This window comes from Terrabacter sp. 05T424 (assembly GCF_056396225.1).
In genome coordinates this window covers 56,112-70,633 of record NZ_JBFTLB010000012.1, presented here as the reverse complement: position 1 = coordinate 70,633, position 14,522 = coordinate 56,112, and the positions used below count along the sequence as shown (strand labels likewise).

Here is a 14,522-nt window from a genome sequence, read left to right as displayed (position 1 = left end):
GGATGGCCCCATGGCAGCATGCGGACGTGAACGGTGGGTGCTCTCGAGGTGACAGGGCCCGGTCCGGTTAGGGTGAAACGGTGCGACAGGTGAGGAACCTGCTGTCCGGCGACAGCCATTGGCTGCGCCGCGGGTCGCACGTGCTCAAGTGGCTCGCCGTGCTGGCGGCCTGCTACCTCGGCGGGGTCGCCGCGACGAACCTCGCGCCGACGGTGGCCGAGACGTCGCAGTACCGCGCCGTCCTGCGCCTCGACCCCGTGCCCAGGCACTCGCCTGTCCTCCACGCGCCGACCATCGTCGGCGACGTCGACGTCCAGTTCGCCTCACCGCTCGTGTCCCCGGGCCTCGACGTGCAGGTCGCCGTCCGCGAGGAGATCACCAGCCTCTTCACCCGGCCCAACGTCGACATCCGGGCGCTGCAGCCCTCGAACGACGAGATCTCGGCCGCGATCGGACAGGCGGCGACGGGCGTCGGCATCCGCTTCGTCCTCGGCGCGGGCGCGATCGCCGTGCTGCTCGCGCTGGCGTCGCACTACATCCGCCAGCGCAACACCCGCCGTCACCACGTCGCGTTCGTCGCCTCGGCCATGGTCGTCGCCACGGCCGGCACCTTCGCCGGGATCGCCACCACCTACCAGCCGTCCCGCTTCGCGGAGTACCGCACGAGCGGCGTGCTGGGCGTCGTGCAGCGCAACGCCGGCCTGCTCGCCGACGTCGAGGCGCGCGCGACGCAGGTGACGCCCTACTTCCGCAACCTGCTCGCCGTCACGCAGGCGCTCCAGCAGAAGTACGTCGCCGGCACCGTCGAGGGGCCACCGTCGGCACGCTTCCTGCTCGTCTCCGACATCCACGGTGCCAACCAGTACGCCCTGATGCGCACGATCATCGAGGAGGAGGACATCGACGCCGTCATCGACAGCGGCGACCTCGTCAACTTCGGACGCGTACAGGAGGGTGACGCCGCGGGCATCTACCGATCGATCCAGTCGCTCGGGGTGCCCTACATCTTCACGAGCGGCAACCACGACCAGTCCTCGCCGACCGACCGCGCCGTCCTCGCCCGGATGGCGCGCATCCCCAACGTGGTGCTCCTCGAGGACCCCGCAGGCGCCCTGCGTGAGCTCTCCTTCCACGGCCTGCGGATCACCGGCTTCAACGACCCGCGCTACTTCGGCGACGACAACGCCGACCCCACGGGCAAGGCGAAGCCGGCGGTCGACCGCTACAACTCTGCCGTGGTCGACGAGCCCGAGCCCGACGTCGTCGTGACCCACGAGCCGTATGCCGCCGAGCAGGTCGAGCGCGGACGCATCCTCATCAACGGGCACATCCACACCCCTGCCCTCGAGGGCAACCACATCCAGGTCGGCACGTTCACGGGCGGGGGCGTGGTGTCGCACTACTCCGAGGGAGCGGGGCAGGAGCTCAACGGCCAGCCCTACTCCTTCGACATCGCGCAGTTCGGCACGTCGTGCGAGCTGACCTCGCTGACCCGCTACTCGTTCCGCAACCTGCTCGAGGGACGCCCGGCCTACGACAGCGTGCAGGTCGTCAGCGGCGCCCGCATCGACCCCTACCGGCCGCCGACCACGGTCCAGCAGCCGGGCCAGCCGCAGCCCGACCCCAAGAAGCGGATCTGCAGCCGCATCGAGGAGACGACGCTGCGGCCGATCCCCCAGGAGCCGTCGACCCCGTCGACCTCGACCATCGCCCCTTGACGATCAGTGGCTGACGGTCAGCCCTTGAGGTCGGGGAACTGGTCGTCGCGCCACTCGAGGTCGGGCTGGCTGCCGCCGAGCGCCTGGAGGTCGCGCTCGCGGCCGCGCAGCTCGACGCGGCGGATCTTGCCCGAGATCGTCTTGGGCAGCTCGAAGAACTCGATGCGCCGCACGCGCTGCCAGGGCGCGAGCTTCTCGCGGGCGTGGGCGAGGATCGAGCGGGCCACCTCCTCACCCGGCTCGTGGCCGGGAGCGAGGGCGATGTAGGCCTTGGGCACCGCCAGACGCACCGGGTCGGGTGTTGGGACCACCGCGGCCTCGGCGACGGCCGGGTGCTCGATGAGCACCGACTCGACCTCGAACGGGCTGATCTTGTAGTCGCTCGCCTTGAAGACGTCGTCGGTGCGGCCGACGAAGGAGATGTAGCCCTCGGCGTCGACCGACGCGACGTCGCCCGTGTGGTAGAAACCGCCGGCCATCGCGTCGGCGTTGCGCTGCTCGTCGCCCTGGTAGCCGGTCATGAGCGGGACGGGTCGATGCGCCAGGTCGACGCAGAGCTCGCCCTCGCGGTTGCCCGCCGGATCAGCCTCCGTGACGGGCTCGTTCGTCACCGGGTCGACGACGACGATGGGGTAGCCGGGCAGTGGGCGTCCCATCGAGCCGGGCTTCACGACGGAGCCAGGGGTGTTGCCCACCGACAGGGTCATCTCGGTCTGGCCGTAGCCGTCGCGGATCGTCAGGCCCCACGCCTTCTCGACCTGGGCGATGACCTCCGGGTTGAGCGGCTCACCCGCACCGATCACCTCGCGGAGCGACCCGGGTCCACCCGAGAGGTCGCTCTTGATGAGCATCCGCCACACGGTCGGGGGCGCGCACATGGAGGTGACCTCGTGCTCGCGCAGGATGCGGAGCAGGGCGGCGGCGTCGAAGCGGGCGTAGTTGTACACGAAGATCGTCGCCTCGGCGATCCACGGGGCGAAGAACGAGGACCACGCGTGCTTGGCCCAGCCCGGACTGCTGATGTTGAGGTGCACGTCGCCGGGCTGCAGGCCGATCCAGTAGGTCGTCGTGAGGTGGCCGACGGGGTAGGAGCGCTGGGTGTGCTCGACGAGCTTCGGGCGGCTCGTCGTGCCCGACGTGAAGTAGAGCAGGAGCCGGTCCTCTGGCCCGGTGCCGGGGTGAGCCGTCGGCCCGGCGTCGGACGCGGGGGCGTCGGCGTACGCGTGCCAGCCCTCGAGCGGGCCGCCGGCAGCATCGCTCCCGACGGCGACGCGGACGTAGTCACCGGGCAGGTCGTCGAGCTTGTGCACCTCCGCGGCGTTCGTCACGACCGCACGCGCCGACACCCGCTCGACCCGGTCGGCGAGGTCGCCCGGGCCGACGGCGGTGGTCGTCGGCACGAGGACGGCGCCGAGCTTCATGACTGCGAGCATCGTCTCCCACAGCTCGACCTGGTTGCCGAGCATGAGCACGACGGAGTCGCCCCGGCCCACCCCCAGCGAGCCGAGCCACGCCGCGACGCGGTCGGAGCGCCGGGCCATCTCGTCGAAGCTGACCGTCGCCGACGACTCGTCCTCCTCGACGATCGTCAGGGCCGCCTTGTCGTTGCCGCGCGCGATGGCGTCGAACCAGTCGACGGCCCAGTTCCACCGGTCGCCGACGTCGGGGAAGCTGAACTCCCGCACGGCCCGGGCATGGTCGCCCCGCAGCTCGAGCAGCTGGTCGCGGGCGGCGCGGTAGGCGTTGGTGGCGTCCACGGTCTCAGTCCTGCCCCTCGGTGTCGCGGGGTCGGCGGCGGCGCTCCTCGGCGAGCTCGGGGCGCGAGCGCGGGATGGCGGTCGTGTCGTCGGGGCGCTCGTAGGCGCCGTCGTCGGAGGCATCGTCGTAGCCGTCCCCGAGAGCCGCGCTGCCGTGGCGCCGGCGGCGCAGGTCATCCTCGTCGATGAGCCGGTTGATCAGCTGCTGCACCTCGTTGCTGCGGGGGATGTTCGCGAGGTTCTCGTCGGGGCTGTCGCCGGCGGACTCGATGTGCAGCGACCCCGACCGGATCATGCGGTCGAGCACGGTCTGCTCGAAGCTCACGTCGGTGATCTTCGAGAGGGTGATGTCCTTGCCGTTCTTGGTGAGGATGCCGCGGCGCACCATGACGCGGTGCGACGTGATCACGTAGTGCGTCGTGCGCCACCGCAGGTAGGGCACCACCACCGCGGGGACGGCGACGACGACGAGCACGATGACCGCGATCCACTGGATGCGGTTGCCAGCGGTGTCGTCGGGGGTGATCACCGCGATGGCGATGCAGGCGGCGGCGAGCAGCACGCCGAAGATCGTCGGTGCGACCACGGTGAGCCAGTGCGGGTGCAGGTCCCGCTCGACCTTTTCGCCCTTGGCCAGCACGTTCTCGGGGAAGCCCACGGTCAGTCCTCCTGTCGCCACGACCCCCTCGGGCCACGGTCGGGCCCCGAGTCGGGCCACGAGTGCACCGCCAGCCTAGGCCGAACCGGTCATGACGCGGGTGAGGAAGGGCCGCGGTCAGCCCGCGAGCATCCGTGCCTTCTGCTGGGCGAACTCGTCGTCGGTGAGGATGCCCTGTGCGTGCAGGGCCCCCAGGCGTTCGAGGGCACCGAGCAGGTCGTCGGTCGTCGGGGCCGCCGGCGCGGCGACCGGCGGGGGCGCCGATCGCCACCTCCACGTCCTCGCGCGGCAGCCGCTCCAGCACGAGCAGTTCCCCGTCGAGGTCGCGCACCGCCGTGGCGATCTCGGCGGCCCACGCGTTCTCCCAGGCGATGACGAGGACCGTCGTGCCCGGGTCCATCTCCGCCGCGATCGCCATGGCGTCGTCCTCGCCGACGAGATCGGGCATCAGCGTGGGGAAGCCCAGCAGCTCCTCTGCGCCCTCCGGCGACTCGGGCGTCGTAGAGGACGACGCGGCCCTGGTCGTCCTTGTGGACGAGGAGGACGTCGAGCACTCGGACGGCCCCGCGGTCGACGGCTCGGGCGACGGCGTCCCGGATGCCGCCCTGCTGCAGGTCTCCGCGGAACCCGATGACGGCCAGGTCAACTGGCCCGATCGGCCCTTCCGTCACGGTGGACATGGAACTCCCTCCGATGTCGGTGACGACGTCGAGGCGAAGCCGTCGGCACTCATCGTCGGTCGCGACGCGCCCGCCCGGCATCACCCCCGACGGGTGACGGCCTCCTGCGTCGCAGGCGGGGGAAGTTCGGCTCGCGGGGTCGGCCGCCGGGCCCTACTGTCCGGTACGGGACGTGACCCGCAGCACACAGCGAGGGTCGGCGCCCTTCGCACGGCTCTGCAGTGCTCGGCGTCATCAGCCTTCCACCCACAAAGGAGTGTGTCGTGAAGCGCAAGTTCGTCAGGTCCTCCAGTCCCACCACCCGGAGGCGTGCCGTCGGGGCCGGCCTCACCACCCTCGTCGGCATCGGCGCCGCACTGGCGCTCAGCCCGCCGGCGGTCGCAGCCGGAGGGTCCTACGTGGCCCTCGGCGACTCCTACTCGTCGGGCACCGGCACCCGCACCTACATCAGCGACGGAACGTCGTGCCAGCGCTCGGTCTACGCCTACCCGTCACTAGACGCGGCCTCGCTCGGCCTCGCGCTCACCCTCCGGGCCTGCTCGGGCGCCACGGTCGCCGACGTGACGAACACCCAGCTGTCGGCGCTGTCGAGCTCGACGGCATACGTGACGATCTCGGTGGGCGGCAACGACGCCGGCTTCGCCGACGTGCTGACCGAGTGCGCGCAGCCGGCCTGGATGAGCAACTGCAACGGTGCGATCGACGGAGCGCAGAGCATCATCAACAACACGCTGCCGGGGCGCCTGTCGACGCTCTACTCCTCGATCCGCACGAAGGCCCCCAACGCGAAGGTCATCGTCGTCGGCTACCCGCGCATCTTCAACGGCGAGGACTGCAACGCCTTCACGTGGTTCTCCCCGACCGAGGAGTCGCGGCTCAACGCGACCGCCGACCTGCTCAACTCCCGCACGTCGAGCGCCGCCACAGCGCGTGGGTTCACCTTCGTCAACCCGGCCCCGAAGTTCGTCGGGCACGCCGTCTGCGACAACCCCGAGTGGCTCAACGGCCTGTCCAACCCGATCAGCGAGAGCTACCACCCGAACGTCGCGGGCCACCGCGACGGCTATGCCGTCGTGACGAAGCCGGCGTTCGGGGTCGCGCTCGCCGCCGGGGCAGGCGCCACCACCTACTCCGCCGACGCGATCGCCGCGGGCAACAGGAGGTATGCCGCCGCCGACCGCACGATCACGCCGGAGGAGGTCGCCACGCCCGACCTCACGACCGCCAGGGCGAAGGCCGCGGCCAAGCGGGCCGGGGTCGACCTGCGCAGCCGCGCGAGCATCGACGCCGCCGACCGCGCGTGGTCGCAGAGGCAGGCCGCGACGGCGCGGTGACACGCGACGAGGTCGCGACGAAGTCGTGATGAGGTCGTCGGGCGCAGCCCGGTCGGGCCACCTAGTCTGACCGGGTGCGCTACGACGACATCATCATCGGGGCCGGTCACAACGGCCTCACGGCCGCCGCCTACCTGGCCCGCGCGGGAAGGACCGTCCTCCTCCTCGAGCGTTCGGACCGGGTGGGCGGCGCTGCTGTCTCAGCCCAGGCGTTCACCGGCGTCGACGCTCGTCTGTCTCGCTACTCCTACCTCGTGTCGCTGCTGCCGCGGCAGGTGCTCACCGACCTCGACCTCGACCTGCGCCTGATCCGGCGGCGGTTCTCCTCCTACACGCCGGTGCCGGCCGACCCCGACCGCGGGTTGCTCGTCGACAACGCCGACGAGACAGCCACCCGGGCGGCCTTCCGCGGGCTGACCGGCAGCGACGACGCGTATGCCGGCTGGACCGACTTCTACGCGCGCATGAGCCGGGTGGCCGAACGCGTCTTCCCGACCGTGCTGGAACCGCTGCGGTCGCGCGCCGACGTGCGCGACCTCGCCGGAGACGACGCGCTCTTCGACGCCCTGTCCACGCGCCCGATCGGCGAGCTCATCGAGTCGGTGACGAGCGACGACACCCTGCGCGGCATCATCGCCACGGACGCCCTCATCGGCACGTTCGCCTCGCTCGGCGACGCCGACCTCCGCCAGAACATCTGCTTCCTCTACCACCTCATCGGAGGCGGCACCGGCGACTGGGACGTGCCCGTGGGCGGCATGGGCGCGCTGACGGACTCCCTTGCCGCTGCGGCTGTTTCGGCTGGTGTGACGATCGTGACCGGCGCCGAGGTGACCTCGCTCGACCCGTCGACGGGTGAGGTGGCGTGGGCCGGCGGGTCGGCCGGCAGCGGCACTGCCGTGGCAGCGTCGGTCGTCGCCGCGTGTGCACCAGCTGTGCTCAACCGACTGCTCGCCGCGTCCGGGGCTGATCTCGTCGAGACCGAGCCCGACGTCGAGGGCGCTCAGCTCAAGGTCAACATGCTGCTCACCCGGCTGCCGCGCCTGCGCGACGCCTCCGTCGACCCGGCCGCCGCTTTCGCCGGCACCTTCCACATCAACGAGGGCTACGGCCAGCTCGAGCAGACGTACGCCACGGCGGCGGCCGGCAACATCCCCGACCTGCCGCCGTGCGAGATCTACTGCCACACCCTGTCGGACCGCTCGATCCTGGGCCCGGAGCTCGCCTCGACCGAGGCGCAGACCTTGACGCTCTTCGGGCTGCACCTGCCGGCACGGCTCTTCCGCGAGGACAACGCGACGGCCACCAAGGAGGCGCTGCTCGCGACGATCCGGTCCCTCGACTCGGTGCTCGGCGAGCCGATCGAGTCGGTGCTCGCACGCGACACGGACGGCAACCCCTGCATCGAGGTGAAGAGCCCCGTCGACCTCGAGCAGTCCGTGGGGCTGCCGGGCGGCAACATCTTCCACCGGTCTCTGCAGTGGCCCTGGGCGGAGCGGGACTCCGAGGTGGGCACGTGGGGTGTCGAGACGGCATACGCCAACGTGCTGCTCGGCGGCGCAGGCGCACGGAGGGGCGGCGGCGTGAGCTCGATCCCGGGCCACAACGCAGCGAGGGCGATCCTCGGCTAGGCGGGCCAGACCCCGGAGCTGCCGCGACGGTGGCTCGTGAGCAGGTGCGTGTCGACGATGCCGACGGCCTCCATGAGGGCATACATCGTCGTGGGACCGACGAAGGCAAAGCCCTTCTTGCGCAAGGCCTTTGACAGGGCCTTGCTCTCGTCGGAGACGGTCGGCACCTCGGAGTGGTCGTTCGGTCGCGGCGTGTCGGTCGGCTGGAAGCCCCAGACGAAGTCGACGAGACCGCCCTCGTCACGCAGCGCGATCGTGGCGCGCGCGTTGGTGATCGTCGCCTGGATCTTGCCGCGGTGCCGGATGATGCCGGCGTCGCCGAGCAGCCGCTCGACGTCGCTCTCGGTGAAGCCGGCCACGACGTCGGGGTCGAAGTCCGCGAAGGCGGCGCGGAAGTTGGGGCGCTTGCGCAGGATGGTCGCCCACGACAGGCCCGACTGGAAGCCCTCGAGACAGATGCGCTCGTAGAGCCCGTGCTCGTCGCGGATCGGCATGCCCCACTCGGTGTCGTAGTACTCCTTGAGGAGCGGGTCGACCGAGGCCCACGTGGGGCGGGCGAGTCCGTCTGCACCTACGACCGTCATGGCGCCGACCCTAGGACAGCGCCAGGCGCATGACGACGCGGGGGAAGCCGCCGGAGACGGAGTCGGTGTCGGCTGCCTTCGTGAAGCCGGCGCGCTCGAAGAGGGCGCGCGTGCCGACGTACGCCATCGTGAGGTCGACCTTCTCGCCGCGGTTGTCGACGGGGTAGCCCTCGACGGCGGGCGCCCCCTGCTGCCGGGCGTAGTCGACGGCGCCCTCGAGCAGCGCGTGGGAGATGCCCTGGCGCCGGTGACCGGGACGCACGCGGATGCACCAGATCGACCACACGGGGATGTCGTCGACGTGCGGGATCTTCGTGGACCGCGCGAACGGCAGCTCTGCGCGCGGCGCCACGGCGGCCCAGCCGACGACCTCGTCGCCGTCGTAGGCGAGCACGCCGGGAGCGACCCGCCGTCGCGTCAGCTGCTCGACGTACTCGCCGCGAGCTGCGCCCACGAGCTGCCTGCTCGTCCTCGAGTCGAGGCGGTGGCTCAGGCACCAGCAGACGGTGCTCGCCGGGTTCGTCGGGCCCAGCATGGTCGCTACGTCGCCGAAGCGGGCGTGCGTCGCGGGGCGCACCTCGAGGGTCATGGGAAGCACGCTAGCCAGCCGCACCGACGGTCGGGGCGCCCGAGCGGGCATGGACATGGCGTGACGCCGTCAGCCGACCCGTACGACGGGGTCGACCTCTCAGCCCTCGACCTGCGGGCCCATCCGGAGCTCTACCGCGTCGGGCGCGGCGAGCAGGGAGTGCTGCGGGTCCAGCCGTACAAGGACGAGCTGCTCCCCCTGTGGCGCTTCCGCAACCCGGAGGCCGCCCGCGAGAGCGCGGCCGCGATCAGGTCACGGTTCGACGCGTACCTGGCGGCCGGCGACCTGGTGGGCGCCGACGTGGCCCGCAAGTACCTCCAGATGGGGTTCACCCGGGCTCGGCGCTACGCCAACCACCCGGGCGGCCGGAAGTATGCGGGGCCGGTGCCGGCCGACCGGCGCGGACAGAGCGGCTCGCACGGACGGGCCGCTCTGCCCCGCGGTCCGGAGGACCCGGAGAAGGCCGAGGCGGCTCGCATCTTCAAGGCCGCCTGGGACGCCGTGGAGCAGGTGGAGGCGTACACGGCGTGGCGGGCCGAGCATCGGGAGTGCCACGGCTGACTCGGGACCATTGTCCTTTTTGCCGGTTTCGTAAGTGTACCGACGCGTACGCGCCTAGCGTGGCCGGACGGCACACGGCCGGAGTCACGCTCCCCGGAGGCACCATGAAGACCACGCCCGCCCCCACCACTCGCGCGCGCCGCATCCGCCCGGCCGTCCTCGCCGGCCTGACCGTCCTGCTGGCGGCGGCCCCGCTGGCGACGGCGGCGGCACCGGCGAGCGCCGCACTCACCTACCAGCAGCAGGTCGTCCAGCTCGTCAATGCACAGCGGGCCAAGGTGGGGTGCCGCGGAGTGGTCGCCGACGCCCGGCTCGCCCGCGCCGCCCAGGCACACTCCGCCGACATGGCGAAGCGGCGCTACTTCTCGCACACCTCCCTCGACGGGCGCACCTTCGTGCAGCGGATCAGGGCTCAGGGCTACACCGGCACCCGGCTCGGCGAGAACATCGCGGCCGGCTACCGCACCCCGTCTGCCGTGATGACCGCCTGGATGAAGAGCCCTGGCCACCGGGCCAACATCCTCAACTGCGGCTACCGGGCCATCGGGGTCGGCTACGCCACCGGCGGCCCCTACGGCGCCTACTGGACCCAGGACTTCGGCGGCTGACCGAACCGGCGCCAAGCTTCAGAAGGGCGGCCCGTCGCTGTCCGGCGAGTGCTCATGGGGCGGGTGTTCGTGCGGCGAGTGCTCGCGCCGCGGGGTCTCAGGCGGCGGGCCATCTCGAAGCGCCTCGAGCCAGTCGTGGGGACGGCTCGTGTAGCGGCGTCCGGCCGCCGTGCGCCAGCGGACCGTGTGGTCGAGGGGGTCGCGTTCGGCCTGCCACTGCCCGTGGGTGCGGACGTTGTGGTGCAGACGGTGCTTGCCGGTGAGGTTGGTGCAGGTCGTCGGACCGTGCGGCCAGGGGATGTCGTGGTCGAGGTCGCAGCGTGCTGCCGGGACCGTGCAACCGGGCCCCCGACAGCTGCCGTCGACCGCCTCGACGTGCGCCCTCATCTCAGCCGTAGGACGGTAGGCCTGGGTCTCCAGCTTGAGCGCCGTGCCCGTCGTGGCATCGACGATGAGGCGTCGCCACGCCGAGTCGGGGTTGAGGATGACCTGTCTGGCGTGCTCGGCGGTGACCCATCCGTAGCCAGGGATCTCGCACGGTGCATCGGTGAGCCCCAAGGCTGTGCTGAGGGGCACGACGATCGTGACCTGCGCCGGTGGCCGGCGGCCGGCCTTCGTGCGTCCGGCATCGACTGGACCTCGCGGTGACAGGTCTGTCTCGCCGAAGATCAGCGCATCGCTGATGATGTCGGCCCGCAACTCATCAAGCGAGCGCGAGTCGCCGGCCTGCCGTGCGCCACGGGCCAGCACGTCCACCCGCTCCATCGCGGCGATGATCTTGTCGGCGTCGTTGGTGACGGTGAGCACGCCGAGACCATCGGCGTCGATGCGGGCATGCGCACCACGGCGCCTCCGGGCCGCACGTCTACGAGCCGCGGCCTCACGGTCGGCTGCCAGGCAGGCACGAGTGAGCCGCTGGCGGAACAGTGTCGGCGAGGGAGGCGCATCGTCCTTCGACCGGAGTGCCGCCTCGACGATGTCGGGCCCGGCCTCGGCCGGCAGCTGCCGGATCTCGTGCTCGACGGTGCACGCTCGGTAGAGGCTCACCTCCCCGCGGGACAGGCGAGCTCGCAGCTCAGCGGCGCCCGGACTGCGGGTGGTCGCCAGGTCGAGACGAGCGCCCACCTCGTGCTGACCGAGACCGGTCGCCGTGGCGACCTCGAGCACGGTGAGCTCTGCGGGGTCGACCCAGCCCGGCGGTCGCGCCCGACCGAGCGCGGCGAATCGCGCCTGCTCCCCCGCCTCGATGTCGGACTCGAGCCTCGCGAGCGACTCCAGAGCGACTCCGTCGAGGACCGCCTTGCACCTCTCGACGGCCTCGACGACACGGAGCTCGGCACTCGCCATCGCCTCGAGGTCGGTGGGCGGCTCGAGTGCCAGGTCGTCCGTCGCGGCAGCGACGAGCTCAGCGACGAGCACAGGAAGCTGGTGCTCCAGCAGGACCCGAGCCACCTCACGACGCACGGCACGCTCGACGCTGGATCGGTCGTGAACGGGCACGGTCGCGCGTCCTGCCGCTCGCGCCCCATAGAGCTCGGACAGGTCAGTCAGGTCGACGAGAGCGTCGGAGAGGTGGTGCGACGGCCGCGCCTGCACGGCGTGTGGCGCACAGGCGTCGGTCGTCATGCCCCACTCCTTCGACCCCGTCGTTGTCATCTCTTGACATACATTCGAACACGGGTTCGACACCCCTGTCAACCGGCCGTCCACAGCAAACAGACTGCGCCGCAGAGTCATCCAAGGCTGCAGCACGCGCTCCGACCTGGCTGGGCAACAGCTCGCCGCCGACGCGAGGCGCCGCCTCCCGCCACGTCCCGAACCCATGGGTGAGGATGGGGCCATGCCACCGACCGGCCGGCCATCCACCCCAGACGACACGATCGGCGCCCGCGACCTCACGTCGTGGCACTCGAGATTCGGCCGGTGGCTCGTCGCCGCCACGACGCGAACGGTGCAGTGGTCGTCCGCGCACCTGGCCTTCGTCGTCTTCGCCGCGATCGCGATCGTCGTCATGGTCCTGCTGGTCGAGGGCATCGAGTCGGTCTACGAGAGCGTCACCGAGAACAGGTCCCTCTCCGCGATCGACCAGCCGGTGCTCGACGCGGCCGTCACGCTGCGATCCCCCGGTCTCGACTCGGCCGTCACCGCCTTCACCGACGTCGGCGGGCCGGTCGGCATGCCGATCCTCGCCGCCGTGGCGGTCGCCATCGTCACCTGGCGGCGCCGTCGCTGGACGCCCATCGTCCTGACCGTCGTCGCAGCCGCCGGGTCCATCGCCATGACGATCGTGGGCAAGGACTTCGTCGACCGGGCCCGGCCGCCGGCGGCGCTGGCCGTGCCACCGCTCGAGATCTCACCGAGCTTCCCCAGCGGGCACACGCTCAACGCCACCGTCCTGACGACCGTGGTGGCCTACCTCATCCTCATCGAGACGACCGCCACCTGGCAGCGCGTCGTCACCATCACGACGGCCACGGTGTTCGTCGTGGCGATGGGACTCTCCCGCGTCTTCCTCGGGCACCACTGGCTCACCGACGTCGTCGCCGGCTGGCTCATCGGCCTCGCCTGGGCGCTCCTGGTGATCACCGCGCACCGGTTGTGGCTGACCCTGCGTCAGCGACCAGAGGAAAACCGGCGGCCCACCGGCGTCACCGTGATCACGGACTGAGCGCGACGGCATACCTTCTCGGCGCCCGCCCTCCTAGGATCGACAGGGTGAAGCCGGCGATCATCCTGGTGTCCGAGACGCGCTGCGAGCAGCTGCTCGACGAGTTCAGTCGCTACGCCCGCGACTACGAGCTGCCCACGGCCACCTCGGCCCACGAGGCCAAACAGGCCGCGAAGCGCGTCGTCGCCGACGGAGGCCAGGTGGCGATGTTCGTCACCGAGTCGCGCCTGCCCGACGGCGATGTGCACCAGGCCTTCCACTGGTGGCGCCAGACAGTGCCGACCGCGCGCCGCGTCATCGCCGCCCACGTGTCGACCTTCCGGGAGGACGCCGAGCGCCTTCGCGGCGGCATGGCGAAGGGCAAGTACGACGCGTACCTGCTGATGCCGCGCGGCGCCCGCGACGAGGAGTTCCACACGGCCATCTGCGAGCTGCTCTCCGACTGGGGCTCGACCGTCGCCGAGCCCGAGGTCGTCGCCGTCGCGATCGTCTCCCCCGTCGAGGACGCGCTCACGCTCGGCATCCGCGACTACCTCGACCGCATGGGCATGCCCAACCGCGTCTACGCCCCCGACAGCGAGAAGGGCCAGCACGTGCTGCAGCTGCTCGCGGCCGAGGGAGGCGAGCCGGAGTTCCCGCTCGTCATGGACATGGCCAAGCGCGTCGGCAGCGCGAGGAGCGTGCGCGACGTCGCCTCGCGCATCTACGGTCGGCCCGCCGACGTCGACGTCGACCGCGTCGTCGACGTCGCGATCGTCGGGGCCGGACCGGCTGGTCTGGCCGCGGCGGTCTACGCGTCGTCGGAGGGTCTCAGCACTGTGGTGCTCGAGGCGGAAGCCGTTGGCGGACAAGCAGGCACGTCGTCGATGATCCGCAACTACCTCGGCTTCCCGAGAGGCATCAGCGGTATGCGGCTCGCCCAGCGGGCGCGCAACCAGGCGATCCGCTTCGGCACCCAGTTCTTCACCGGCTGGCCGGTCACCTCGTTCGTCGCCGGCGGCGTCGACGACGAGGGCAACCCCGAGCCGCACCGCCTCTGCACCGAGGGCGGCGACGTGCGAGCCCGCGCCGTCGTCGTGTCCGCGGGAGTGAAGTACCGCCGGCTCGACGCCCCGGGCATCGAGCGGCTCGTCGGACTCGGCGTGCACTACGGCAGCGCCATGACCGCCGCCCGCGAGATGGAGGGGTCCGACGTCATCGTCGTCGGCGGCGGCAACTCCGCCGGCCAGGCCGCCATCCACCTGGCCCGGTTCGCCCGGTCGGTGACGATCCTCGTGCGCCGCGAGAGCCTCGCCGAGACGATGTCGAGCTACCTCGTCGGCGAGATCCGCTACAACCCGCGCATCACGGTCCAGACCTGCTCCGAGGTCGTCGAGGGCGGGGCCGGCGACGACGGGCGGCTCGGCTGGGTCACCACCCGCGACGTCCGGGACGGCACCCAGACCCGGCGCGAGTGCCGGGGCCTGTTCCTGCTCATCGGCGCAGAACCCTACTGCGACTGGCTGCCCGACGATGTCGCCCGCGACGAGCGCGGCTTCGTGCTCACCGGTCGCGACGTTCCGCAGGACCACTGGCGGCACGGCCTGCCTCCCGAGAGCCTCGAGACGACGGTGCCCGGGGTCTTCGCCGCCGGAGACATCCGTGCCGGGTCGATGAAGCGCGTGGCGGCGGCGAGCGGCGAGGGCGCCTCGGTCGTGCCGCTCGTGCACGCCTGGCTCGACCCGAGCCGCTGAG

13 protein-coding genes and 1 pseudogene are annotated in these 14,522 nt (G+C 71.5%); 7 read left to right on the top strand and 7 right to left on the bottom strand.

The window, feature by feature from the left end; translation table 11 throughout:
* Window positions 1-80: 80 nt before the first annotated feature.
* Window positions 81-1,718 (top strand): metallophosphoesterase family protein, encoded by a 1,638-nt coding sequence (locus AC1DE0_RS19830; protein ID WP_478104639.1) that lies wholly within the window; start codon window positions 81-83, stop codon window positions 1,716-1,718.
* Between the two features lie 17 nt (window positions 1,719-1,735).
* Here the strand turns inward: AC1DE0_RS19830 and AC1DE0_RS19825 are convergent, their stop codons facing one another.
* From AC1DE0_RS19825 to AC1DE0_RS19810, 4 genes and pseudogenes are all read right to left on the bottom strand, one after another.
* Window positions 1,736-3,475 (bottom strand): AMP-binding protein, encoded by a 1,740-nt coding sequence (locus tag AC1DE0_RS19825; protein WP_478104636.1) that lies wholly within the window; start codon window positions 3,473-3,475, stop codon window positions 1,736-1,738.
* A gap of 4 nt (window positions 3,476-3,479) precedes the next feature.
* Window positions 3,480-4,133: a PH domain-containing protein gene (locus AC1DE0_RS19820; RefSeq protein WP_478104632.1), complete on the bottom strand. Its 654-nt coding sequence runs from the start codon at window positions 4,131-4,133 to the stop codon at window positions 3,480-3,482.
* Window positions 4,134-4,250: 117 nt separating this feature from the next.
* On the bottom strand, window positions 4,251-4,328 hold the full coding sequence (locus AC1DE0_RS19815; protein WP_478104802.1) for an SHOCT domain-containing protein: 78 nt from the start codon (window positions 4,326-4,328) through the stop codon (window positions 4,251-4,253).
* Window positions 4,329-4,594: 266 nt separating this feature from the next.
* Window positions 4,595-4,813 (bottom strand): annotated as a pseudogene (locus tag AC1DE0_RS19810) (DUF6325 family protein); the annotation flags it as partial.
* A gap of 263 nt (window positions 4,814-5,076) precedes the next feature.
* Here AC1DE0_RS19810 and AC1DE0_RS19805 point away from each other — a divergent pair.
* On the top strand, window positions 5,077-6,147 hold the full coding sequence (locus AC1DE0_RS19805) for an SGNH/GDSL hydrolase family protein (protein WP_478104628.1): 1,071 nt from the start codon (window positions 5,077-5,079) through the stop codon (window positions 6,145-6,147).
* 74 nt (window positions 6,148-6,221) lie between these two features.
* Window positions 6,222-7,778 (top strand): phytoene desaturase family protein, encoded by a 1,557-nt coding sequence (locus AC1DE0_RS19800; protein WP_478104626.1) that lies wholly within the window; start codon window positions 6,222-6,224, stop codon window positions 7,776-7,778.
* Here the strand turns inward: AC1DE0_RS19800 and AC1DE0_RS19795 are convergent.
* Both AC1DE0_RS19795 and AC1DE0_RS19790 read right to left on the bottom strand, forming a co-directional pair.
* On the bottom strand, window positions 7,775-8,362 hold the full coding sequence (locus tag AC1DE0_RS19795; protein ID WP_478104624.1) for a DNA-3-methyladenine glycosylase I: 588 nt from the start codon (window positions 8,360-8,362) through the stop codon (window positions 7,775-7,777). The genes AC1DE0_RS19800 and AC1DE0_RS19795 overlap by 4 nt on opposite strands.
* A gap of 10 nt (window positions 8,363-8,372) precedes the next feature.
* Window positions 8,373-8,951 (bottom strand): GNAT family N-acetyltransferase, encoded by a 579-nt coding sequence (locus AC1DE0_RS19790; RefSeq protein WP_478104622.1) that lies wholly within the window; start codon window positions 8,949-8,951, stop codon window positions 8,373-8,375.
* A 60-nt stretch (window positions 8,952-9,011) separates the two neighbouring features.
* Here AC1DE0_RS19790 and AC1DE0_RS19785 point away from each other — a divergent pair, with 60 nt between their 5' ends.
* On the top strand, window positions 9,012-9,512 hold the full coding sequence (locus AC1DE0_RS19785) for a DUF4385 domain-containing protein (protein ID WP_478104619.1): 501 nt from the start codon (window positions 9,012-9,014) through the stop codon (window positions 9,510-9,512).
* A gap of 104 nt (window positions 9,513-9,616) precedes the next feature.
* Window positions 9,617-10,120, top strand: coding sequence for a CAP domain-containing protein (locus tag AC1DE0_RS19780; protein ID WP_478104615.1), 504 nt, complete (start codon window positions 9,617-9,619; stop codon window positions 10,118-10,120).
* 18 nt (window positions 10,121-10,138) lie between these two features.
* On the opposite strand, the gene AC1DE0_RS19775 is transcribed toward AC1DE0_RS19780, so the two are convergent.
* On the bottom strand, window positions 10,139-11,746 hold the full coding sequence (locus AC1DE0_RS19775) for an HNH endonuclease signature motif containing protein (protein ID WP_478104612.1): 1,608 nt from the start codon (window positions 11,744-11,746) through the stop codon (window positions 10,139-10,141).
* Between the two features lie 214 nt (window positions 11,747-11,960).
* Between AC1DE0_RS19775 and AC1DE0_RS19770 the strand changes: the two genes are divergently transcribed.
* Window positions 11,961-12,788, top strand: a complete 828-nt coding sequence (locus AC1DE0_RS19770; protein WP_478104610.1) for a phosphatase PAP2 family protein — start codon at window positions 11,961-11,963, stop codon at window positions 12,786-12,788.
* A 47-nt stretch (window positions 12,789-12,835) separates the two neighbouring features.
* Window positions 12,836-14,521, top strand: coding sequence for an NAD(P)/FAD-dependent oxidoreductase (locus AC1DE0_RS19765; protein WP_478104608.1), 1,686 nt, complete (start codon window positions 12,836-12,838; stop codon window positions 14,519-14,521).
* Window position 14,522 lies beyond the last annotated feature (1 nt).